Below are 22,426 nucleotides of genomic sequence, written 5' to 3'. Positions count from 1 at the left end.
GTGAGGCGTCTTGCTCGGTCGTAGGCTGCATCCCGGTCACCGGGGGTGAAAGTACCAGCAAGGACGTCGCCCCCGGGAATTGTTTCGCCAACAATCCGACCGGTGGTATCCCGGTTTGCTAACCACTTAGTTGAAACCAATCCCATTGAGAACCGACTCGGCCGAATCTTGAAAGCTTCACAAGGTTGTCAGACTTACCACCTTGTGCAGAAACGAACTCGATCAAAGAAGCTACGGCCTGCTTGTCCACGGGGCCAGGCCCTCGCGAGAGCAACAGCCCCGCACCTAGAACCAACCGTCGCCTACCGATCATACGAAGCATCTGCTCTATGCTGACTACAGGAATTGATAGCCTGGTTGAGAATAATTCGCTTTCAACACCTACAAGCAAATCCAGCTCGGAAGCAACTTCTACTCCTTGCTCTCTCACTTCGTATCCAGGCAAGTAATGAGATGGCGCGGGGTTCCCCTCAGTGGCCCAGGGTTCGTCGTCTCGATATCTGTCAGCCTGTGGGTCATCTTCCCAACGCCCGAGCGCTCCTAACCGGAGAACATCGGTTTGCCAACTTCCAGTGCACGGAATCTTGCCTATCGCAATCTCTAACCGCTCTTCCGCTTCATTTTGGTCAATGATGTCTGTGAACAAACAGCCATACCCAAAAGCGACGGTTCTCGACCCAAAGAGCTGTTTCAAAGAATTAGGGCCGCAATGAAGTGCAGTGAAGTAATCCTCGAATTCCGTACCTTCGTAGCCGATAGCAAGCGTCAAAGCTCCAGGTACTGGGTTTGCACTATCAAACCCGCTTCCCCAGCTTATGTCTTTCAGTTTAAACCTAGCCATTTAGTACATTCTCCTATGTTTTGGAGAAATGGAAACGTGGTAATTCTTCTGCCACCCCGATCGACGGCTTGATCCTTTTGATTTCGAACTAAAGTTCGACTGGTAAGCGTGCCCTCGCTTGATCTTTTTGTTGTATTTAACCGAAGGTTTCCGGTATTCGTGCAGGCCATTTCGGCTCGTCCAAGTTCTGCCTCCTCGCGTGGTTTTGTACCCTCGTCCCACATACATTCGACCTGCCCAGTTTGAGGCTCGTGGAGAGTAGCTCCGGTGGTGGGTCACGTAGTAGCCCCTTCGAGTAGACCGCATAAATCTTTTGGTCCTCCGCAAGATTTTCGTGGCATGATACGCATCACGGGCAACCTGGTAACTTCTCACGCCTATAGACGCAATTCGCAATGGAATTGCTACCGTGTTCACTCCAGGAATGAAGGAAGCTGCGGTAAGTGCTACATCAGCAGTGTCCCGCCAACTCCATTCGCCGGAGATGTCACTCGCACCCACCGGCGCACCCACCGGATTTAGTGGATACGCATAGCTGGTGCTGTTTTCTCCCTCCACTGGGTCGCGAATGGTGAACAACCCCGTCACTGAGTTATACAGCCTAGCGCCCATCGAGATCAGTCTGCTGGTATCGACCGCTCGTTGATCTGCTCCATGCCAGCCATAAGCCGTCGCACCGGTATTCACTGGTTCCGTCTGGTGGTTGCCATATTCGTCGTATTGCGCCCACCCGGTGATACCTTGCCCTGCACCGGTACCGGTGACTGGCGCGGTGGCGACTGCATCCTCGGTGCTCGAAGCACCGGACGGATACTTCCGTAGTATTTAGAATCGAACTGTCGTACTGGATACAAATAAGTTCCGAAACATGTATCAGAATTCAAAAAAATAAGCGCGGCGCAGATCATTCCGAACTACGCTTATTTTTGATGAAGTTTTTGCTACTGAATTATTGAATCAATGGTCGGAGTCTTTTGTGATTTGAATGCGAGGAATCCATTTATGTCCAGCCCACACAATGAAAGTTGCACCAGTGTAGATGAAAAGGAAATCGACAAATTTGGAAGAAAATTTGCCTTCGCCCACAATAAGAAGGACAATCATCAAGAAAATTGCACCAATGGCGAACGCTGTGAGAAGTAGAACGCTAATTGTAGATTCTCTTTTTTCAATTTTTTCACGCCGCATTTCTGGCGGATCTGCTTCTTCCTGCATTTACCGGTAGTACTTTCTCTTGTAATAGCGATATCTATTTACATAGTGATCTCTATTGTATGCAAATTTATATGCATTCATTCGTACCGTATCCACGCGTTTCATGCGTTTGTAATTTTTCTTAGTTATCGCATGCCCCCGCCGTATGGAAACTGTGCGGCGGGTAGTGACGGTGCGCTTACCAATTCTGCGTACTTTCTTTATCTTACGCAATTTGGTGAATGCGCTCGCATATTTAGGTACGACTAATCCTATGGTAGTAGAGATTGCCATTCTCCTTGCTGCAGCACGGTTCCCGCTGAGCCTATAGGCAATGGCAGAGCTGTAGCCGAATGCAGCGGAGGATATGATGCCGGCTGGGCCCGGAATGAAACCTGAGATAGTACTTGCTATTCCGAGCGCTTTTCCCCAGTTCCACAATCCTGTGATGTCACTCATCCCCACAGGATCTTGAAGATACGCATAGCTAGTGCTATTTCCTCCCTGGACGGGGTCGCGGCTGGTGAACAACCTGTTGACCGAGTTGTAGAGCCTCGCGCCCATCAGGATCAGCCCGCTGGTGTCAACAGCTCGTTGATCTGCTCCGTGCCAGCCATACGAAGTGGCGCCGGTGTTCACTGGTTCGGACGGCTGGTTGCCATACTCGTCGTACTGCGCCCACCCAGTGATGCCTTGCCCTGCTCCGGTGCCGGTGACTGGCACGGTGGCAACGACATCGCCATGGGGGTTGCTCAGCGCCAGTTCAACGTTGTTATCGGTGATCGTCAGTGCGAGGTCGCCTCCGATCGTGGATTCATACCGAGTCGTGATCGTTTGCGTTCCTTGTTTACGGCTGCTCCATGCAGGGTTATCCGAACTGTCGGCGTAGTGCTTGGTTTCGGTCCCGGCAGCGTTCGTTCCTGTGGAGGTTACCGATTGTCGGCGGCCTGCAGGGTCCCGGCTGATCGTGGCGGTGGTGCCGTTGCGGGTGATGGCTGCTGCAGCATCATCAGCGAAGTACTTCACCGTGATCGGCCCAGCCCCAGCCTTGACTCCACCGCCTGCTGCTGGCGCATCCGCTGCTGGAATCGTGGTCTGGCGTCCTAATCCGTCGTACGCGTACCCGGCGCCTACACCGACGCGGTCAGCCGCATCATAGGCCCAGGACCGCGTGTTCCACGCGTATGACAAGGTGATGCACCGGAGCTACCGGGTATGTTTCCGGTGAATGAAGAACTGGAATGTTACATGCGAATTCCCAGAATCAGAGCTTGTTGGGAGGCCTTTTGCTGTACGAAGCGGTGCGCTTGGTTTCCTGTGCTTATCATGTAGTCGATGCTTGCGGGCAACTGGAATCTATCGGACCTACCAGTTCGTGAATGAGTCTTATTGTCGGTCGGTCAATATCACACAAAACACTCGAACGGAAATTCATCCGAGTGTTTTGCGTGACGTCTTACTAAGATTCTAAATTTAATCTTTCTTGAACTTTTTCAATTATTTCTGTAAATCCACGCATCTGTTTTTCATCTATGAAAGTATTGAATTCATCTTCCATGAATTTTGATATTTCGATGCTGGCCTCATTTTTCCCCAGCTTCATAGAGGCTGATAGGATTTTTGACTCAAGTTTTTCGTACTCGTCATCCGGTACGTCGTTCATCGGCATGGGAAGCCGAACCGATCGCAATTCATTTCTAATGAGGCGTAAGAGTTGCTTGTGCTGATTCCTCATTTTATTTCCTTCCCATTCTCTTCATTTTTTTCCAGAGTTTGGATGATCTGTATGCCGTTACGACTTTTCTGGATTTATTGAGAACCACATTGCCTTTTCTTCCAAAGTATAGGGTTCCGTGATATTGAGGTTTCATTGCAATTGGGTGATTAACTGTATTTCTTATTATTCGAGGTGAAACTCCACGAGATACAGTCTGATTAAGGCCGTGCCTGGTGAAACCTTTTACCGACCGGAAACGTATTGCAGTTCTAGCAACCCTCGCTGCCCGATGCATTCCTCCTATCTTAGAAACAATACCTATTCCTGCTCGAACAGCTAAACCACCGGGGATAAACGCTAGACCAATCCCAAGTCCGACTTGGAACCACGGGTTTCGCCATATTCGTTTTGCCGTACCCCAAGCTCTTTTTAAACTCCATAGGCCGGTGATGTCACTCATCCCCACCGGATCCTGCGGATAGGCATAGCTAGTGGTGTTGCCACCTTCTACTGGGTCTCGGCTGGTGAACAGCCCGGTGACCGAGTTGTAGAGCCTCGCGCCCATCAGGATCAGCCCGCTGGTGTCAACAGCTCGTTGATCTGCTCCGTGCCAGCCATACGAAGTGGCGCCGGTGTTCACTGGTTCGGACGGCTGGTTGCCATACTCGTCGTACTGCGCCCACCCAGTGATGCCTTGCCCTGCTCCGGTGCCGGTGACTGGCACGGTGGCAACGACATCGCCATGGGGGTTGCTCAGCGCCAGTTCAACGTTGTTATCGGTGATCGTCAGTGCGAGGTCGCCTCCGATCGTGGATTCATACCGAGTCGTGATCGTTTGCGTTCCTTGTTTACGGCTGCTCCATGCAGGGTTATCCGAACTGTCGGCGTAGTGCTTGGTTTCGGTCCCGGCAGCGTTCGTTCCTGTGGAGGTTACCGATTGTCGGCGGCCTGCAGGGTCCCGGCTGATCGTGGCGGTGGTGCCGTTGCGGGTGATGGCTGCTGCAGCATCATCAGCGAAGTACTTCACCGTGATCGGCCCAGCCCCAGCCTTGACTCCACCGCCTGCTGCTGGCGCATCCGCTGCTGGAATCGTGGTCTGGCGTCCTAATCCGTCGTACGCGTACCCGGCGCCTACACCGACGCGGTCAGCCGCATCATAGGCCCAGGACCGCTTCGCGGTCTGGGTGCCGTTGACGGTGGTGGTCAGTGCGGTGCGGTTGCCGTTCTTATCAAACGCATACTTCCGCACCGTCGTCGGAGTCACTGCCCCTTCAACAGGGTCGGTGTTGACGGTTTCCCCTGGCTGCGCGGTGACATCCTTGACTTCGGTCAGGCGTCCGGCCCGGTCATAGGTGAACGACCGGTCATAAGCTGCACCCCGATCACCCGCTGTGGAAGTACCCGCAAGGACATCACCCTCCGGAGTCGTCTCGCCGACAATCCGACCGGTGGTGTCCCGGTTCTGTTCCCACGCGATCCAGGTTCCGGTTGAGCTCGTGCCGTCTTCGGCTTTCAGCGGGCCGTCATAAGCCAGGCGAACCTGCTTGCCGGATTCGTCGTAGTCCATTTTCTGGGTGAAGCCGCCGGGGATGCTCTGGGTCAGGATGTTGCCGTCGCCATCGTAGGACGCCTTGTAGGTGCCGGTTTCCGTTCCACCATGCTTGGACACGGTCATGCTGGTGACCACGCCCTGGTACTCCGCGGTGCCGTCTCCTGAGAGTGCCCCGTACTTGTAGGTAGAGGTTGACACGGGCGAAACGGTCTTGGACACGTTGCCGAATCCGTCGTACTCGGTGGTGGTCGTTTCACCCAGGGAGTTCGTGTAGGAGGTGGTACGTCCCCACAAATCCTGGGTCCATTTCACCTCTGACTGCGGCAACGTGCCCGAGGCTAGTGCCCGTACGCCGTTCTGTACACCGGTAGCGTCATAGAGCTTCTCCACCGGCGGCACCGCAGTAGTAGTGATGCCACTGGTAGTGACCGTGGTTTTCAGCTCCTGCCCGTCAGCGCGGTAGGTCTGGGTTGTCGTGCGCTTGGCCCCGTCAGTTCCGGTCGATGCTTCGGTGAACGTCGCCGGCTGGCCATAGATGTTGAACCCGGTCTGATGCTTCGACACCGAGCCAGCGCCCTTAGGGGTGTTCTTGCACAGGTATCCCGCAAATTCAGGCTTGCTGCCACAAGCAGCATCCGCGGCGTTGGCGCCGGCTGTGTAGTAGATGCTCTGGGTTGTTCCGGCGTCGGCTCCTGCCGACTTCGGTTGCCGGGTCTCGATGACCCGGCCCTGGTCGTCGTACCTGGTTTCCGTGACGATGTTGTTTGTCGTGGGAGACAGGACCTGAGTGACCTTGGTCGGTGAACCGATGACCCAGCCTGAGCGCAGGTTGTTCTTGTCGGTAATCGCCTTTCCATTCTTATCGACGGTGTAGGCGTTGTAGCCGTTCTCCACCTGGGTAATGATCGGCTCATTCGTGGCCGACTTGTCAACGTCGCCAGAATTCGACTTCGATGTCACCACCGTTGTCGGAAGCATCCGTGGCATGCCGCCAGCATCGACGTCAGTCAGCTCGGTGTAGGTCGTTTTGGTGTGGACGCGGGCTGGCTCATCATTCTCATCGGTGGTCACCGGTGAATAGGAGTCAGTGACATACCCGCGCAAGAATTCCGCGGTGGCCTCATTCTTGGCGATCTCATCTGCTTTGATCACGGGGTCGGTGGCGGTGGAAATGCCGTCGCCGTTCTCATCTACATAGGCCGACAGGGCCGACCAGTAGAAGGACAGGGAGGCCTGGTCCATATGTCCATTGACGATGCCGCCGACCACATTCTCAGGGGTTGCGGCCGAGGCCTGGATCATACGCAGGGCACGCTCATCGTAGGCGCGTTCGACATTGCCGTCCTCGTTGAACACGCTCGCGGTGCTCTGCCAGGCGCCGGCAGCGTACGAGGATGTGTTCACTACCCGGTTCTGCGAATCCACATACTGCAGATCCGCATACTTGAAGTCGCTGGCTGCAACGGATCCGGCCTTGGAAGATGCGATGTTCTTCCCGGCACCGAACACCGCGTAACCGGTAACGGGACGCTTGGAACCTTCTTGCTCCCAGAGCTTGACTCGTTCTTCACGCAGATCCGGCAGGTTGTTTCCATCCCCGACGGGGTTGATCCCGTAGACAAAGCGTGCTGTTTGCACTCGCGTATTTCCGTCGGTGGCGTTGCCTCGCTCGACCTTTTCCAGCCAGTCAGCACGCCCGGATCCGGTGTTCCCGAGCCCGTAGGAATAGTAGGTTGGGGCATCAACACGTGCTCCGCTGCTGGTCTTTTCCTCGGTGGACGCGATCAGCGGCACGCCAGCGGCAGAGTCAGCAGCGTAGGTGTAGGAAGTGACATCCCCGGTGCGGGAATCCTTCACGCTGACCAGTCGTGCGTCAGCGGTCGTTCCGTCATACCCGTACTCGGCGATGTTCACGGTTTTCATGGCGCTGGCGGCTGGATCCCAGGCGGTGTAGGTAACTTTCGTGACCTTGCCTGAGGTGTCATAGGCCAGGTTGATGCGCCGGCAGCCCTTGACGGGGGTGGCCGTGTCGCACGTCAGGTTTGTCTCAGTACCGGCGACGACCATGGTGGTCTGCCCGGCAGTATTGGAGACGAACTTGGCTGTGCCCGTGCCGTTGCCGCCGGTGACGGTTTCAGTGATCCATTCATAGATCTTGGAGTTGCCTTCCAGGATCGCACCACGCTTGAACGTGGTCACCGTGCCGTCTTCCTCGGTGATCTTGATCCGCGCGGAGTTACCCGTGCCGGAGAGAGCGAGTTTCCATCCTGAAGCGCTCGCGTCGTCATTGGCCGCCACATAGGTGCCGGTCTTCAAGGAGACACGGCCGTTGCCTGGCTGGCGGAAGACCGCGGCTGTTTCGTCATCATTGATCAGCGTGACGGTGCCATCCAGGGCAGTGGATTCAGCGACCATCAGCCCTGAAAGCCCCTCATCAGGACCTTCGATATTCACGCGCCAGCCCTTGCCGAAGATCTTCGAGTTCGCGCCAATTCCGGAATAGGAGGAGTAGGAGCGGTTCACGGACAAACCGGTGTTGCCCGCGTCGACTTCGACGTCGGTTTCCGAAAGGTTCAGCTCGCCGGTGGCCAGTGCTACCTGTCCGTCGCCTGCTTCGGCAACAGGGTAGTTATCCCCGAAAGCGTGCGGCAGCTTGGTGACCTGCACTGGTTTCTTGGATTTGTTCGTGGTGCACTGCAACTTCGACGAGGCCGGGGCACCTGCGTAGTCGAAGCAGACCTGGAGCTCTACTAATGTAGCCAGGCGGTCTTTGCCCAGTTCCTTGAGCTTGCCTGCCGGAGAGGCCGCGACGTTGACCATGGTGTTGATCTTGACTGGTTGCCCAGCCGCGATAGCAGGCAAAGTGGCGGCTTCATACCATCCGCTATTCGAACCATAGGTGCTCGTATCAGCACTCACGCTGTTTGCTTCACGCCAATACACCTTCGGGGTCACCACGCCGGTCGATGAACTCGGTCCTTGGCCAGTGACCTTGAATGAGTCCGAAGTAGTGGAACCACCTGCGGGAGAAGTCAATGAAGCAACGCCGTTGCCGAAGGTCCAGGTGGTCGTGCCCGAAGTGTTGGTCGCCTTGTCGTTCGCCTTCACCCTCAGGATATTCGCTCCGGTAGGGTTCCATGACAATGTCGCCTTGCCTGAGGTCGCCGTGGCAGTCTTCCAAGGATCATTGTTCAACTGGTACGAGAACTTGTCGGTATCAGCGCTGGAAGAGAACGTGAAAGTATTCGAACTTGGTTTTGATGCTTTCCACCCGTTGTTCGTAATTCCTCCTGAGGAGGTGATCGAAGGAGCCGAAGGCGCTACCGAGTCAACGGTGAAAGTTGTTGACGAACCGGCTGCCTTGGAACGCAGCGAACCGTCATTGGCCCAGGCCTTGACCGTGTAGGTGCCGTTCTCAGCCAAAGAGGCCTTGTACGTGGAGACCTGCTTGGAAGCAACGGTCGAGCCAGCCTGCTTGGTCAACGTGCTGGTTCCGGACATGTCGAACTCGGCTTTGACGTTACCGCCATCCGGGTCCGTCACCGTCGAACGGAACGTGGGAGTCTTGGTCTTCACCCATAGTTTGCCAGCAGCGTCTTTCACCGACTGGCCAGAGTTGAAGGAGACACCTGACGGGGTGCCGGGGTAGGAGTTGTAGGTGACGACGAACTGAGGTTCAACTGGATCATTAGACCCAGTGATGTAGTTTGCGGAGCGGTACCGTTTCCACGAGTAATTGCTCTTCTCGTCGGCGGCAATCAGTCGAACACCAAAGTTCTTGGTGGGGTTGTCTGCCCAGTACTGGGCAATCGGCGTGATCGGGTAGTAAACGTATCCGGCTGCGCAACTGGAGGAGTAGCCTTTGGAAACGTTGTTTGAACCTTCGCCGCTGGTGGTCACGCTGGGCTGGGCGGTCCAACGAACATCAGACGCAATCCACGATGTCGTCACCCGTTGCACCTTGATCGGCGACGAAGTGCACGAATAGGAGTGGTAGTTGTGCATCCGCAGCTCAGCTTTGGTGATCTTCTTGCCGTTCAAGGCGGTGGAGGCGAACTGCAAGAACGAACGAGACTTCAGCGAACCACCATTGAAAGTGCCAACTCGAAGTTCAGGGTCGCCGGCTTTGGAGCCGGGAACATCGGCCTGAACCCACGTATCAGACACGCCGGAAGTCCACGTCGGGTCAATTGTGACTGGATACTGGCGGTCTGGATCCTGCAGCCATTCAGCTTTAACATTCAAGATGAGGACGGGAACGCCGTCTTCTTCGGTGAGCTCGGTGTCGACGAAACGTTCAGCAGCCGGAAGGCCAGAAGCCTCATCGATCTTGGCATCCCACATCGTCGGTGCCGGGGCGAAGAACACCGTCTCGCCCTTGCTGTTCACGGCGCGCAGATCCCCGGTTCTCTCATCTTTTTCCAATTTGAGTCCCTTTGACAGGCTGACTGGGAACCGCAGGGAAACGTCGCCTTCAGGGGCTTGCTCCAATACGGTCCGGTGCGAGAAGCCCGACTGCAGGGGCTGAACGATGACGTCAGCTTCAGCAGATTTCTGCTGTGGAGTTTCTTCAGAGGGTGTTTCTTCTGTTGCTTCTGAAGCTCCGTTCTCGGACTCGGCGCTTTCGGATTCTTGCGAATCTTCGCTAGGTGCAGATGATCCCGGAACTTCAGTCGGTTCAGTCGGAGCCTCTGACGGAGTCTCGTCAGGGGTTGCTGTTTGAGTTTCTGATGGGGTTTCGTCAGGGTTCGGTGCTTCAGCTTCTTCTGATTCCTCGGCGGGCTTAGAGGATTCGGACGGGATCGGCGTCACCGTGGAAGTTTGTGGAACTACTTCACCAATGGAATCCTCAAACACAGGGATCTCAACCTGGTCCACGTACTTGGCCTGGTTGTCGTCAATCTCAGGGGCCGGTAGTGCCCCTTCCCACCCAAGCTTCAGCTTGGCGCCTTTGTTTTCGCCAGTAGATTCCAGCTCAGCGAGAACCACGGAATCTTTGGTCGGCCCGTCCCCGACCGCTTGTTCTCCATCAGCGACGGTCAGCTCCGTGCCGTCGCCGACCACAGGTTCGTGGGCATCTGTGAGCTCGTTGGCATTGCCAATTGAAACGAACGTGCCATCTTCTTCTTTGAACCGGGCCGCAGAAGTAGTTTCCGAGGTCCACGTCCCGTCAGGGTTGGCAAACACCTGCTCTGTGGCCGTGCGCAGGGAAAGATCTTCGACGCGGTGCCCGGTTACCTTGGCAGTAATTTGGGCAGACACCCCGTCAGGACGTTCGGCAACGTCTTCAACGGTTTGTGCGGTGTCTTGCGGTTCGTCTTCTGCGAACGCGGGAGGGGCGACTAAGCCTGAGGCCAGCAAGGCGCTGGTGCTGGCAATCGCGATAGTGGACAGGATTTTTCTCTTGCGTACTGTGAAATCTGTCCACAGGCGCGCAGAGGTATCCCCTCTGAGAAGGTTCACTTTGACCTCATTTTCGATAAAACTTAAAGCTGGCACATAGTCAACACATAAATTCTTCTACAGTTCTGAGGTGGATCATGACGAAAAGATCGCCCTGGGAAAAAAGTATCTGAAACGTTATTTAATCAATCCCTCGGCTATACGCTTCGATGTGACCCGTAGGACATGTTTCGCTTTCTTCGAGCTGCTTGGGAACTTTCGGACTGCATGCATTGCATCGTCACTCTCTCATCAGGACATCCATCCGCGTCAGGTCGTGGGGTTGTGGGGCATATACATGCGGGCCGTGACCCGAAGAACACGGGAGGCTGCTGGGAGGGGCAGAGATTGAATAGATGTGGCAAGCGCCATGCTGGAAACCAGGACAGGGATAACACTTTCAACGAATGCCACGGAAGATTTATGGGAAGGCATACTAATTATGGAAGGCTTCGTTCGAGATACCCATAACAGCCCAGATTTAGATAACCAGGTTTAATGGATAATGACGTGTCGATAAGTGGGGAGCATCTTTCGCGACATGGGCGATAAGGGTCCTTGGCTTTGACAGACGCTTGTTGACCTGTGTCGCGCCGGATGCACAGACATCTGAGTTTGATATGAACAGTGGAGTAAACAACTTCGTGGGGACGCAGGCCAGACAATCCGCGTAGGGTCATGCCCTGGCAGCACGGGCTTGGCGTTGCCGCTTGCCTAGATGCAGGCCTCGATGTTGCTTAGGTGATGCCGGTTTTATCGCGCCCGCACCAGATTGGCGTAGGGCAGTTTGTTGAAGTTGGCGTGAAAATTCTCGTGGTACGCCGCCAACGCCGCGTTCAGCTCTTCAGCGGGCAGCTCTTTCCAGGCGATCAAGAGCTTTGCAGAGCCAGCCAGCTGCCAGATCAAGCGGCCATCCCAATGTCCCGGCGGTTTGCCTTGCCCAAAATCGACAAATTCCTGGATCTGCCGGCGCAAGCCGCGGTTTCCCTGGCTCCCGGCGCCAGCCTTGCCGATATACAGAACCTCGGTGCCATCGACCCATTCGCTCGCCAGCTGGTCCGCCTTGAGCGACGGATTCTTCTTCTTGAACGTGCCAGCGGTGCTGCGATTGAGGAATCGAGGCTCAAAGCCTTTGGGTGCCAGCACGGCGAATATCCCCTGGCGCTGCGGGATGCGATTGATTTCCAGGGAGGCGATGGAACGGAACCCAGTGAATCCATCGCTTTTGAGGTGCTTCTGGTCAAAGGTCATTGTTTGTTCCCGTCGCTGTGCTTCGCCATGCTTACCGCCAAAAGGTGCTGCGACGATTTAACTGCTGAAGAGGTGCAGTCCTCCAATTGTATGGGCGAGAGGATACTGTGGCCGCTTTGCGCCGCGGCAGCCTAGCCGAGTTCCCGGCCCCTAGTCTCGGGGGCGAACTTGGCCATGAAAATCATGGCGATGACGACCAGAACCGTTGCTCCGGCAAAGAGCCCGGGCAAGCCAATCACTGGCCACAGCGTGGCAAAGAGCAGCGGGCCGAAGCCTGCAGCAAAGCGCGACATGGTCGACGCCCAGCCGAATCCGCTAGCCCGCAGCTCGGTCGGATACAGCTCGGAAACATAGGCATACAGCACCGGGATGGCCACCTGGACGATGACGCCGAAGACCAGTACCCATCCCACGGCCGCCGAAGGAACCTGCAAGTTCAGCGCCACCAGGATCAGCACAATTCCGGAGAGCGGGGCCGAAATCGCCAAGAGCCATTTGCGGCCCACGCGTTCCACCAGCAAGGCAGCGGCCACCACGCCAACCAAGCCCATCAGCGCCATGACAGCGGTGGCGAAGAAGGAGGCCGACTGGGCCATGCCGGCCTCGGTGAGAATTGATGGCAGCCACGTCAACGCCAGGTAGTACACCAGCAGCACGGTGACAAACAGTAGCCAGCTGGTCGCGGTGATTTTCCAGGAGTAGCGCCATAGCGCCACAACCTGCTCCCACCATCGCGCCGGGCGCTCGGCGACAGGCTGATCAATGATGTACTCGCGCGGCGTGGCGCCGGTGCGCTCGACCAGCTGGTCAATGACGGCACGCGCGTGGACCTCTCGTCCCTTGGCCGCCAAATACAACGGGGATTCAGGTACGGAACGCCGGACCAGGAACACCATGAACGCCGGAAGGATCATCACGGCCAGGATCAGCCGCCAGTTATCGGCGGTGGCCATGACCCAGCCCGAGACGAAGAAGGACAGCGCAGCGCCAATCGGCCACCAACCGTCCATGGCGGTAAGAACCCGCCCGCGCAACTTGGCCGGCGTGAATTCGCCGACCAGGGCATAGTCCACCGGAATGCAACCGCCCAGACCGACGCCGGCGAGGAAACGGAATGCGACGAAGAACCCGAAGTTCGGAGACAGCGCGCCCAAGACGGTGAATACCGCGAACATCAGCAGCGTCATGCTGAAAGCGTTTTTTCGTCCGAACCTGTCGGCGATGCCACCCCAGAGGAAGGCGCCCACGGCCATGCCCACCAAGTTGGAGGTGCCCAGCAGCGCCGCGGTGGGACGTTCCAGGCCCCATTCCTGGGCAACCAGCGGGATCAATGCCCCGTTCAATGTCACATCCCAGGCATCGAACATGAACCCCAGGCCGCCAATGATGAAAATGGCACCTTGGACCTTCCACTTGAAGGGTAGTTCTTGCACGATGGTCGTGCCCGAGGGCGGGAGTGCAGAAGACACGGTGCGGCGCCTTTCTCAGTGCGAGCAAATGTAGTGTGTACCGCGTCGAAGCATAGCCGAAAACCATTTCAGGTCCGTAGCTCTCTACGCTTCTTTGCTTGCCACGTCAAGACCTGTTGTCAGCGCGGGGGAGGGAGTAATCTCTGGGCATGGGAGTAGATTGGGCCGCTCTCGAAGAGGCGATACGGGTGACCGCCCTTCGGCACGCGGCGGAAGTGATTGCTGGACACCCGGACCAAGACTTCTATGCCATTGCCCTGCACGGGGTCAGCACGGAGGAAAGCGAGAGCATCGCGATGCCGCTGCTCGCGCTGAACTCAGTACAGGCTCTCGAAAGAGACCGTGCCACGGCATCCCGCGAAGAATTGGTGGAACGCGGCGAGGACGCCGATGAACCAGCCGATTACGAGGACCGCCCGGATGCCCGGGTGGATAGTCCGTTGGAATCCGAAGAAGTCACATTGGAAGAAAACTCCATTGTGATTTCCGACGCTGATGACGAGGACCTCGACGACGAAGATCAAGAGGGCGTCGAAGAAGACGATCTTGACCAGGTTCTTGCCTCGCTCGAAGAAGGCTTGGAGGCCGATGACGCCGAAAGCTTCTACTCGGATAAGTGGGAGCCTAGCGATTGGCACTGGTCAGCTATTGATTTATGCGAGGATCCGGCGGCGACGCTGTGGTCTGATGCGATGACTGACCTGGCATCACGCGAGGGATGGGAAGCGACCATCAAGCGCTACTATGGCACGCTGGTGGCCGTGGCGAACTCGTTGCGCGAAGAGCTCCAGCAACGCACCACCGCCGACCTGGTTTGCTACGTTGCCGATGAAGACCATGCCGAGAAGCTCTTGCGGCTTTGCCTCACTGACCAGCAGCTTTCCAAGTATTTCCCGCAGCTCTCCGCGCTCGTTGAAGGGGAATGACACGAACTGAAAAATCGGGCAAGGACTTGGCTAGAATGAGGGCGGTGGCCTGTGTGCTGCCCGCCCCATTCATTCTCACCGCCGGGAGAAAAATTTCGTGAGTAAGACCGTCCTGGACAAAGTCGCCATCCGCCGCGCACTGATTTCCGTCTACGACAAGACCGGCCTGGAGGAGCTGGCCGCCGGACTGCACGCTGCAGGCGTCCAGCTGGTATCCACCGGTTCCACCGCCAAGAAGATCGCCGCTGCTGGAATTCCAGTGACCGAGGTCGAGCAGGTGACCGGTTCGCCTGAAATGCTCGACGGCCGCGTCAAGACCCTGCACCCGCGCATCCACGGCGGCATCCTTGCCGACCGCCGCGTTTCCGAGCACATGGACACCCTGTCCTCGATGGACATCGAGCAGATCGACCTGGTGGTCGTCAACCTCTACCCCTTCGTGCAGACCGTTGCTTCCGGCGCATCCCAGGATGAAGTTGTCGAGCAGATCGACATTGGCGGGCCAGCCATGGTCCGCTCGGCTGCCAAGAACCATGCAGCGGTATCGATCGTTGTCGACCCGGCCTTCTACCCGCAGGTGATTTCCGCGGCCGGTGATGGCGGCTTCGACTTGAAGACCCGCCAGCGTCTTGCTGCCAAGGCCTATGCCCACACCGCAGCCTATGACACCGCGGTGGCTTCGTGGACCGCCAGCCAGTTCCTGGACGAAGATGGCGACGGCGTCATTGACTGGCCAGCCTACGCAGGCGTCGCCCTGCAGCGCTCAGCTGTCCTGCGTTACGGCGAAAACCCGCACCAGCAGGCTGCCCTCTACGTTGACGAAGCCGCGCCAGCAGGTATCGCGCAGGCCGACCAGCTGCATGGCAAGCCAATGAGCTACAACAACTACGTTGATGCCGACGCTGCATTGCGTGCCGCTTTCGATTTCGAGAAGCCGGCGGTGGCTGTGGTCAAGCACGCCAACCCCTGCGGCGTTGCCGTGGCTTCCGACGACGCTGCCGATCCGATTGCCGACGCGCACCGCAAGGCGCACGCTACCGACCCTGTCTCCGCTTTTGGCGGCGTGATTGCTGCCAACCGCACGGTGACCAAGGAAATGGCCGAGACCGTCAAGGGCATCTTCACCGAGGTCGTTATCGCGCCGGACTTCGAAGCTGAAGCTGTCGAGATCCTTTCGGCGAAGAAGAACATTCGTTTGCTGGCGATGCCAGAAGGCTATGACCGGAACAAGAACGAGTTCCGCCAGGTTTCTGGCGGCATGCTGGTCCAGGCTGGCGACAAGATTGACGCAGAAGGCGACAAGCCGGAGAACTGGACCCTTGCTGCGGGCGAGGCTGCTGATGCAGTGACCCTTGCTGATTTGGAGTTCGCATGGAGCGCGGTGCGCGCAGCGAAGTCCAACGCGATCCTGCTGGCCAAGAACGGTGCGGCAACGGGTATCGGCATGGGCCAGGTCAACCGCATCGACTCCTGCAAGCTGGCCGTCGAGCGCGCCAACACCCTAGGCGTGAAGGTCGAATCCGGCGCAGACGCTGCCGGTGGCGCGGAGAACGCTGACGCCGCTGCTTCCGAGCAGCGTGCCGTGGGCTCCGTTGCCGCTTCGGATGCGTTCTTCCCATTCGCTGATGGCCTGCAGATCCTGATCGATGCCGGCGTCAAGGCTGTTGTGCAGCCTGGCGGTTCGGTACGCGATGAGGAAGTGATCGCAGCCGCGAACGAAGCCGGCATCACGATGTACTTCACCGGTGCACGCCACTTCTTCCACTAGGAAGTAATAGCGCTTTTCCGCCACGATCCACGCGAATCTTTTCGCGTGGATCGTGGCTTTTTTAATTCGGATCGCAGCTGATGCCCAAGGCGCCGAAAGGTGATGTTTTATCAGGTCATCATATGGCTTTCGCAAGGCTGGAAGTAGGTGCGGCGTGCTTGGGCCGATGGCGTGATTTTCACGAAACAGAAAATTGTTCAACAACATCTTGCCAAGGTTGTTCAACAACCTGTAATGTCTTGTGCGTTACATTGATTCTGTGACAGCTGTCACCACTATCGCATTGGAACGTCACCATGGCACTTCCTGAGTCAAAGACTGAAATGAGCCCCAAAGCGCGGCGCACCGCCCTGCTTGGGGCCATGTTCTTGATGGCCACGAGCGCCATCGGCCCCGGATTCATCACCCAGACCACCGAATTCACGGTGCAAATCGGCGCTGCCTTCGCCTTCGCCATTGTCGTCTCGATCCTCGTCGATATCGCGGTGCAGCTGAACGTCTGGCGCGTCATTGGCGTCACCGGGATGCGGGCCCAGGAACTTGGCAACAAGGTCCTGCCCGGTGTGGGCTGGTTCCTGGCAGTTCTCGTATTCATCGGAGGCATGGTCTTCAACATCGGCAATATCGCCGGCACCGGACTCGGCGTCAACGCGATGCTCGGTGTGGATGCCAAAATCGGTGGTGCGATTTCTGCCGTTATCGCCATCCTGATCTTCCTGTCCAAGAAAGCCGGCATGGCCCTGGACCGCATCGTGGTGCTGCTCGGCGCCATCATGATCCTGCTGATGCTCTACGTAGCCATCGTTGCCGCACCACCTGTTGGCGAGGCGCTGAAGAACGTCGTACTGCCTGAGAAGATCGACTTCCTGATCATCACCACCTTGATCGGCGGCACCGTCGGAGGCTACATCACCTACGCCGGCGCGCACCGCATGATCGATTCGGGCACCAGCGGCATCGAGCACGTCAAATCAATTTCCAACATCTCAATCCTGGCCATCATCGTCACCGGCATCATGCGCGTGCTCTTGTTCCTGGCGATCCTAGGCGTCGTCGCCGGCGGCGTGGTGCTGGCCAGCGACAACAAGGCCGCCGAAGCCTTCGGCCACGCGGCAGGCGATATCGGCATCCGCGCCTTCGGCATCATCCTCTGGGCTGCGGCGTTGACCAGTGTCATCGGTGCGGCGTACACATCGGTCTCCTTTATTACCAAGCGAACCACCTCGGAACGTACCCGCAATATGATCACCGTGGCCTTCATCGCGGTCTGCGGCATCATCTACCTGTTCCTGGGCAAGGCACCAGCCACCCTGCTGATCTTCGCCGGAGCATTCAATGGCCTGATCCTGCCTGTCGGTTTCGCAGTATTGCTGTGGGTCGCCTGGCGCCGCCGGGACCTCATGGGCGGCTACAAGTACCCCAAGTTCCTGCTTCTCGTGGGCGTGCTCGCATGGCTGTTGAGCGTATTCCTCGGATGGAACTCGTTGACCGGACTAGCAGCGCTCTGGCAGGGCTAAGGAGAACAACCGATGAATAAGATCAAAGACCTGGATTTGGGCCAGCGAGCCGCATTGGCCCCGAAGCAAGCGCGGGAGTTCTTCCGCCAAGGGCAGATGTTGCCCACGGCGGGAATCAGCGCAGGGTACGCGCAGGCGAACCTGATGATCGTGCCACGAGAGCTGGCCTTCGACGTACTGCTCTTCGCTCAGCGCAATCCCAAGTCCTGCCCGATCCTCGGCGTGCTCGAAGCCGGTGAAGTGTCCAGCGAACTGCTAGCTGGAGGCGACATCAGAACCGATGTCCCGAAGTACGTGGTGTATGAAAATGGCACCAAGATCGCTGAGCCGACCGACTTATCCGAGTACTGGCGCGATGATCTGGTCACCTTCGTCATTGGCTGTTCATTCACCTTTGAATCAGCCCTGATGGATAACGGAATATCAGTCGCCCACATTGACCAAGGCGTCAATGTTCCCATGTACAAGACCACTAAGCGGAGCACCACTGCCGGCGTTATTTCCGGACCAATGGTGGTTTCGATGCGCCCTATTCCGGCTTCGCAAGTAGCCGATGCCGTTCGGATTACCTCGAGATATCCGGCGGTGCATGGAGCACCGGTGCATATCGGCAACCCGGAAGAGCTGGGAATTGCGGACCTGTCGAAGCCGGACTTTGGCGACGCTGTCCAGATTCCAAAAGGCAGTGTCCCGGTGTTCTGGGCTTGTGGCGTCACGCCGCAAGCGGCCGTGATGGAGTCGAAGCCGACGCTTGCCATCGGTCATGCGCCGGGCTACATGCTGATCACCGACATCAAGGATTCGCAGTATCAAGTGCCATAACAAAATGAGTGCTGCGGTGTTCGTCTCCTCCCGGAGGAACACCGCAACACTCATTTAAACCGCAAGCCTTGCCTAGCGTTGACTAACCCAGGCTTCTACTTCGGCCAGACGCTCTCGTTTCGCAGTCTCGTCAATGAATGATGATTCAAAGGAGTTTCGAGCCAACTGCGCCAATTGCCCGGTGCTGAAATTGAAGGCCTCCATGAGGGAAGCGAAGTTGGCGTCCATGTAACCGCCGAAATACGCAGGATCGTCGGAATGCACCGAAACCTTCAGCCCCGATTCAAGCATGGATGGCAGCGGGTGATCCGCCATCGTGTCCACCGCGCGCAGCCGGATATTCGAGAGCGGGCAGACTGTCAACGGCATCTGTTCTGCAACGAGCCGCTGCACCAGTTTCTCGTCATCCAAGCAACGAATTCCGTGATCCACGCGCTCCACCTTGAGCAGGTCCAGTGCCTGCCAGATGTAGTCGGCCGGGCCTTCTTCGCCGGCGTGGGCGACCACGTGCAAACCGCTTTCGCGAGCCAAATCGAAGACTTCAACGAAAAGTTCTGGCGGGAAACCCAGCTCGGAAGAGTCAAGGCCAATACCGTCGATGTCATGCTTCTGGGCGATCATCAGGCGAAGCAGCTCCAAGGCATCGCTGGCCGGTGCATGGCGCCAGAAGCAGGCGATGAGCTTATGCGAGATTCCCCAGCGATCCTGCGCTTCGCCCAGTGCGTTGCGAATTCCCGCGATGACATCGCGCAGGTCCATCCCGCGTTCAACGTGCGCCTGGGGATCGAAGAACAATTCCACATGGCGCACGCCTGAAGCATGCGCGCGCTGCAGGTAGGCCATGGTGATTTCGTAGAAATCCTCACGGGTACGAAGCACCAGCATGTTGGCATAGAACAGATCCAGGAACGACTGCAAGTTGTTGAAATCATACTGTGCGCGCAGCTCGCCAATTGAGCTGTAGGGCAGTTCTATGGAGTGCTTTGCAGCCAGCGACATGATCATCTCGGGTTCCAGCGTTCCCTCGAGATGGATATGCAATTCGGCAACGGGCAAGTTCACGGGGCGGAACCTTTCAGCAACGACTATTGAGTGCGGGCTCACTGGACTAGAGGGGAACCCGCAAGATTGCCTTAAACCATACGCTGGCAGGCAAGGTGCTTGCAGGTTGGGGTTTGGAATCTGCAGTCAATTTTTCAGGTGAATTCCGATGCAATCCGATCATGATCGGCCTTGGCGAAACGGAGCCATCGACAAGGGCCGACGACGCTGAAAATCGCGGAGAGGCAGGAAATGACTCGCCTCGTTGAACTGAGCCAGCCATGCTCCCCGCGGCAACGGGCAACGCCGGTGCACTGCATGAAGCCAAACTTCAGAGCCTGAGCGACCGCCTTATCGGTGAGACAGAAATCGCAGGACATCCGCTGTAGGAATGGGGGCACTGGCGCTATTTCGATGCCCCGTTGATGTGTTCGAGCAACTCGGCTTCAGCCTTGTCCAGGTACCCTCGCAGGGCTGCGGCCGCTTCATCGCGTAGACCTTCACGCAGCAGTTCTACCAAGCGGGCATTTTGCTCAACATAGTGCGAGTGGAAATCCGGGGCATCGCTCATCGCGTGGAAGACCAGGCGCATCCGGGCCAGCACCCGCCCCATGAGTTCTTGGACCAAGCTGCTATCTGAGGAGCGAACCAATTGCTGGTGGAAGGCCTGATTGGCGCTGGCCATCCGAGGTATATCCCCGGCGGCCAAGGCCGCCCGCGCTTCATCGATGATTGTGCCCAGCTGCGCCAAATCCAGTTCCGGGCCCCAAGCCAGGCAAGCCGGCTCAATGGTACGGCGCACGGCGTATATTTCCCGCACATCATCAGCATCCGGCGACGCAACAAAAACCCCGCGGTTGGGGATTCTGGTGATGATCAATTCGCTGTCCAGCAGGGTGAAGCTTTCACGCAAGGTATTGCGCGAAAGCCCCAGCGACTCCGCCAAGGACTGCTCAGACAGCTTGTCTCCGGGCAACAACTCGCCTTCAGCGATTCGTGTGCGCAGAAGATTCGCGGCCCAAACACTGCTATGCGCATGGGGTGCTTTGGCCGGAAGCGCGGAGACACTGCTGCTGGAGTTCATTAGTCCAATTTATCCCAACTCGATGCTGGAAAAGGAACAAGCGCCAACTCGGTTACCGGATGCTGCCCAACGCGTCGGAACGACGAACCGCAGCCCCGATTTCAAGGTTCGCCGCAGTGAAAACACCATCGCGATGAGCCGCTACGACAGACTCCATCTTCATTGCTTCAACTACGGCCACCGTCTGCCCCTTGGAAACGGCCTGGCCATCTTCGACAGCGAACCGGACGAGGTTGCCATCCATCGGGCTGGGCACCGCGGCCTCATCGAGTTCGGAAGCCGGCTCTGCCTGCGCCGCAGGGGTGGCGCCAGCACCCGGCGGGTTGCGCAAAGCGTTGGTCAGCGCTGCAGGCAAGCCAAGCTGCACAGCCTTGCCATCCAGCTCAATGGTGATCGTTTCGCGGCTGGTATCCATCTGGTCGAGATCCATGTCATCGCTGGCCTCGACCTCGTTCAGGAATTCATCCTCAATCCACGTGGTGTAGACCTTCAGCTGATCGCCGTTGAAATCCTCATGCTCGATGACTGCGCGATGGAAAGGCAAGACTGTCGGCACGCCAGCAATGGTGATCTCATCCAAGGCCGTGCGTGCCCGGCGCAGCGCCTGATTGCGGTCCTCACCGCGGACAATCAATTTCGCCATCATCGAGTCGTAGAACGGCGGAATGACCGAACCGCTGCGAACGCCGGAATCGATACGCACCCCGGCGCCCGTTGGAGCCTCGAAACGCTCTACCGTGCCAGGGGCAGGGAGGAATCCGCGGGCTGGATCCTCGGCGTTGATCCGGAATTCAAAGGCATGGCCCTGGGGCGTGGGATCTTCGTCCAAAGACAGCGGCAGGCCATCGGCGATGCGGAACTGCTCCGCCACCAAATCCACACCAGCAGTCTCCTCGGTGATCGGGTGTTCCACCTGCAATCGGGTATTGACCTCCAAGAAGGAAATCAGGCCGTCTTGGGCAACCAGATATTCGACGGTGCCGGCTCCGACGTAGCCAGCTTCCTTGCAGATCGCCTTGGCGGACTCATGGATGCGCGTTCGCTGTTCGTCGCTGAGGAACGGCGCTGGGGCTTCTTCCACCAGCTTCTGATGCCGGCGCTGCAGCGAGCAATCGCGGGTGCCAACAACCACAACATTGCCGTGGGCATCAGCCAGGACCTGGGCCTCGACGTGACGTGGCTTGGAGAGAAAACGCTCCACAAAGCACTCGCCACGGCCAAAGGCCACCGTGGCCTCGCGAGTGGCCGACTCGAAGGCCTCGGTGATCTCATCGAGCGAATACGCGATCTTGATGCCACGGCCGCCACCGCCAAACGCGGCCTTGATGGCTACAGGGACACCGTATTCCTCGGCGAAGGCGCGAACCTCTTCGGCATTTTCGGCAGGGCCATCGGTGCCCGGAGCCAATGGTGCGCCGGCGCGCACAGCGATCTGCCGAGCCGTGACCTTATTGCCCAGATCCTCAATGGCCTGGGGCGAGGGACCGATCCACTTCATCCCGGCGTCAATGACCGCCTGCGCAAAGCTGGCGTTTTCCGAGAGGAAGCCATAACCCGGGTGGACCGCGTCGGCCCCGGAGCGCTTCGCGATGGCGATGATCTTCCCGATATTCAAGTAGGTGTCCGCCCCGGTGGAACCGTGCAGCGGATAGGCCTCGTCGGCACGCCGCACATGCAACGCGTCGGCGTCCGGGTCGGAGTAGATAGCTACCGAGGCGATATTAGCGTCGGTGGCCGCCCGGGCAATGCGGACTGCGATTTCGCCGCGGTTAGCGATGAGGACTTTTTTCATGACAATCCTA

The 22,426-nt window shown here is 57.6% G+C and carries 14 protein-coding genes; 4 read left to right on the top strand and 10 right to left on the bottom strand.

Annotated features, from left to right (window positions below):
• Positions 1–118: 118 nt before the first annotated feature.
• From ACT7DV_RS02510 to ACT7DV_RS02480, 7 genes are all read right to left on the bottom strand, one after another.
• Positions 119–841: a hypothetical protein gene (locus ACT7DV_RS02510; protein WP_444660756.1), complete on the bottom strand. Its 723-nt coding sequence runs from the start codon at positions 839–841 to the stop codon at positions 119–121.
• Between the two features lie 957 nt (positions 842–1,798).
• On the bottom strand, positions 1,799–2,056 hold the full coding sequence (locus ACT7DV_RS02505; RefSeq protein WP_444660755.1) for a hypothetical protein: 258 nt from the start codon (positions 2,054–2,056) through the stop codon (positions 1,799–1,801).
• Positions 2,057–3,061 carry an RHS repeat-associated core domain-containing protein gene (locus ACT7DV_RS02500; RefSeq protein WP_444660754.1) on the bottom strand — a complete coding sequence of 335 codons (1,005 nt, stop codon included), beginning with the start codon at positions 3,059–3,061 and terminating at the stop codon, positions 2,057–2,059.
• Positions 3,062–3,494: 433 nt separating this feature from the next.
• A complete protein-coding gene (locus ACT7DV_RS02495; protein WP_444660753.1) occupies positions 3,495–3,770 on the bottom strand; it encodes a hypothetical protein in 276 nt (91 codons plus the stop codon).
• A gap of 1 nt (position 3,771) precedes the next feature.
• Positions 3,772–10,767, bottom strand: a complete 6,996-nt coding sequence (locus ACT7DV_RS02490; protein ID WP_444660752.1) for a DNRLRE domain-containing protein — start codon at positions 10,765–10,767, stop codon at positions 3,772–3,774.
• A gap of 732 nt (positions 10,768–11,499) precedes the next feature.
• Positions 11,500–11,997, bottom strand: a complete 498-nt coding sequence (locus tag ACT7DV_RS02485; protein WP_444660751.1) for a hypothetical protein — start codon at positions 11,995–11,997, stop codon at positions 11,500–11,502.
• 131 nt (positions 11,998–12,128) lie between these two features.
• On the bottom strand, positions 12,129–13,466 hold the full coding sequence (locus ACT7DV_RS02480) for an MFS transporter (RefSeq protein WP_444660750.1): 1,338 nt from the start codon (positions 13,464–13,466) through the stop codon (positions 12,129–12,131).
• A 149-nt stretch (positions 13,467–13,615) separates the two neighbouring features.
• Between ACT7DV_RS02480 and ACT7DV_RS02475 the strand changes: the two genes are divergently transcribed.
• From ACT7DV_RS02475 to ACT7DV_RS02460, 4 genes are all read left to right on the top strand, one after another.
• On the top strand, positions 13,616–14,392 hold the full coding sequence (locus ACT7DV_RS02475; protein WP_444660749.1) for a hypothetical protein: 777 nt from the start codon (positions 13,616–13,618) through the stop codon (positions 14,390–14,392).
• Positions 14,393–14,489: 97 nt separating this feature from the next.
• Positions 14,490–16,160, top strand: coding sequence for a bifunctional phosphoribosylaminoimidazolecarboxamide formyltransferase/IMP cyclohydrolase (gene purH, locus ACT7DV_RS02470; RefSeq protein ID WP_444660748.1), 1,671 nt, complete (start codon positions 14,490–14,492; stop codon positions 16,158–16,160).
• A gap of 296 nt (positions 16,161–16,456) precedes the next feature.
• On the top strand, positions 16,457–17,677 hold the full coding sequence (locus tag ACT7DV_RS02465) for an NRAMP family divalent metal transporter (protein ID WP_444660747.1): 1,221 nt from the start codon (positions 16,457–16,459) through the stop codon (positions 17,675–17,677).
• 12 nt (positions 17,678–17,689) lie between these two features.
• Positions 17,690–18,499, top strand: coding sequence for a putative hydro-lyase (locus tag ACT7DV_RS02460; RefSeq protein ID WP_444660746.1), 810 nt, complete (start codon positions 17,690–17,692; stop codon positions 18,497–18,499).
• Positions 18,500–18,571: 72 nt separating this feature from the next.
• Here ACT7DV_RS02460 and ACT7DV_RS02455 read toward each other — a convergent pair whose 3' ends face one another.
• The 3 genes from ACT7DV_RS02455 to ACT7DV_RS02445 all read right to left on the bottom strand — a co-directional run bounded on the left by ACT7DV_RS02455 (position 18,572) and on the right by ACT7DV_RS02445 (position 22,416).
• Complete coding sequence (locus ACT7DV_RS02455) at positions 18,572–19,561, bottom strand: adenosine deaminase (RefSeq protein ID WP_444660745.1); 990 nt, start codon at positions 19,559–19,561, stop codon at positions 18,572–18,574.
• 385 nt (positions 19,562–19,946) lie between these two features.
• Positions 19,947–20,624 (bottom strand): GntR family transcriptional regulator, encoded by a 678-nt coding sequence (locus ACT7DV_RS02450; RefSeq protein ID WP_444660744.1) that lies wholly within the window; start codon positions 20,622–20,624, stop codon positions 19,947–19,949.
• A 52-nt stretch (positions 20,625–20,676) separates the two neighbouring features.
• Complete coding sequence (locus tag ACT7DV_RS02445; RefSeq protein WP_444660743.1) at positions 20,677–22,416, bottom strand: acetyl/propionyl/methylcrotonyl-CoA carboxylase subunit alpha; 1,740 nt, start codon at positions 22,414–22,416, stop codon at positions 20,677–20,679.
• Positions 22,417–22,426: the final 10 nt, after the last annotated feature.

The organism is Glutamicibacter sp. TV12E, from assembly GCF_052441935.1.
Taxonomy (GTDB): Bacteria; Actinomycetota; Actinomycetes; order Actinomycetales; family Micrococcaceae; genus Glutamicibacter.
The sequence above is the reverse complement of the archived record's forward strand: the minus strand, read 5'-3'. Positions and strand labels throughout refer to the sequence as shown.

Excerpts from the sequence above, each read along its gene's own strand:
- ACT7DV_RS02510 (WP_444660756.1), bottom strand. The coding sequence starts at position 841 with ATGGCTAGGTTTAAACTGAAAGACATAAGCTGGGGAAGCGGGTTTGAT.
- ACT7DV_RS02505 (WP_444660755.1), bottom strand. The coding sequence starts at position 2,056 with ATGCAGGAAGAAGCAGATCCGCCAGAAATGCGGCGTGAAAAAATTGAA.
- ACT7DV_RS02495 (WP_444660753.1), bottom strand. The coding sequence starts at position 3,770 with ATGAGGAATCAGCACAAGCAACTCTTACGCCTCATTAGAAATGAATTG.
- ACT7DV_RS02485 (WP_444660751.1), bottom strand. The coding sequence starts at position 11,997 with ATGACCTTTGACCAGAAGCACCTCAAAAGCGATGGATTCACTGGGTTC.
- ACT7DV_RS02475 (WP_444660749.1), top strand. The coding sequence starts at position 13,616 with ATGGGAGTAGATTGGGCCGCTCTCGAAGAGGCGATACGGGTGACCGCC.
- ACT7DV_RS02465 (WP_444660747.1), top strand. The coding sequence starts at position 16,457 with ATGGCACTTCCTGAGTCAAAGACTGAAATGAGCCCCAAAGCGCGGCGC.
- ACT7DV_RS02460 (WP_444660746.1), top strand. The coding sequence starts at position 17,690 with ATGAATAAGATCAAAGACCTGGATTTGGGCCAGCGAGCCGCATTGGCC.
- ACT7DV_RS02450 (WP_444660744.1), bottom strand. The coding sequence starts at position 20,624 with ATGAACTCCAGCAGCAGTGTCTCCGCGCTTCCGGCCAAAGCACCCCAT.
- ACT7DV_RS02445 (WP_444660743.1), bottom strand. The coding sequence starts at position 22,416 with ATGAAAAAAGTCCTCATCGCTAACCGCGGCGAAATCGCAGTCCGCATT.